1 protein-coding gene is annotated in these 1,162 nt (G+C 69.0%); it reads left to right on the top strand.

What is annotated here, in order from left to right:
- Positions 1–162: 162 nt before the first annotated feature.
- Positions 163–1,062, top strand: coding sequence for a transposase family protein (locus ACFT1A_RS30970; protein ID WP_378450109.1), 900 nt, complete (start codon positions 163–165; stop codon positions 1,060–1,062).
- Positions 1,063–1,162: the final 100 nt, after the last annotated feature.

The raw sequence follows: 1,162 nt of genomic DNA, 5'->3' as shown, positions 1-1,162 counted from the left end.
GTGATCGGACCGTTGTTGTATTCGCCGGTCGGAGCGATCATCGGTGTTTCGACCAGCGGCATGTGGATAGGTCAGGGCTGGATGTCGGCGAGGGAGCGGTGGAGGGGCCGGGTTGGACTTGCGGAATGATTGCTGCTCATGAGGCTGGGGTGGGCGCGTGGGGTGTTGTCGCATCGGATCTGTACTGGTCTGCCGCGTCGTCGGCTGGGGAAGCTGATTGAGGAGCTTGCCGGCCCCTGGCTCGCGCAGCAGGAGGGCCGGCTGCGCGAGCGCCGTGGTCATGAGCGGCTGCGTGCGGCCGGGGCGGGGCCGGATCGGGGGCTGGTGTTCACCGACCGGGTGATCGCCACCCTGGTCGTTCTGCGTTTCCAGCTCCCGCACCAAGCCCTGGCCGTGTTCTACGGCGTGGACCGCTCCACCATCACCCGGGCCGTCCACGAGATCCGGCCCCTGCTCGCGGCGCGGGGCTTCGCCGTCCCCGGCAAGCCCGGACTGCGGCTGCGTACCCTCGCGGACGTCTTCGCCTACGCCGCGGCCGAAGGCGTCGAACTGCGTCTCGACGGCACCGAGGTCCAGGTCCGCCGCCCCGCGGCGAACCGCCCCGGACGCCGGGCGTTCGTCTCGGGCAAGAAGAAGCGGAACACCAAGAAGCCCACCGTCATCAGCGACGGCAAGGGCCGGCTGCTGTGGGCCGGAGCCGTCCGGCCCGGCCGCATGCACGACGTCACCGCCCTGCGTACCGAAGGCATCGAGGAACTGCTCCAGCAGTATCCCGAGGTCAAGGTCAAGGCCGATTCCGGTTACCAGGGGCTGGCCAGAGACTTTCCCGGCCAGGTCACCGCCCCACCGCTGAAACCGAAGAAGGGCGCCCCGCCCGACGAGATCACCGCATGGGAACGGGCCCGCAAAGCCCAGTCCTCGGAGCGGATCTGCGTCGAGCACGCCATCGCCGAACCCAAGCAGTGGAGACCCCTGCAGCGCTGGACCGGGCGCCGCGAGTACTTCGACGACACCATGCTCGCCATCGCCGGGCTGGTCTCCGACCGCTGCGCGGAGCGCTGAAGATCACCAGCCAGACCCTCCGGGCCAAGGTGCATTCTCGGCTACTCGCGCGTATCGCCGAACGAGCAGCAGAAAACAGCTGATCCCCGACACACCGACC

Source organism: Rhodococcus sp. NPDC057135, from assembly GCF_042670865.1.
Classification (GTDB): domain Bacteria; phylum Actinomycetota; class Actinomycetes; order Mycobacteriales; family Mycobacteriaceae; genus Rhodococcus_F.
The sequence above is the reverse complement of the archived record's forward strand: the minus strand, read 5'-3'. Positions and strand labels throughout refer to the sequence as shown.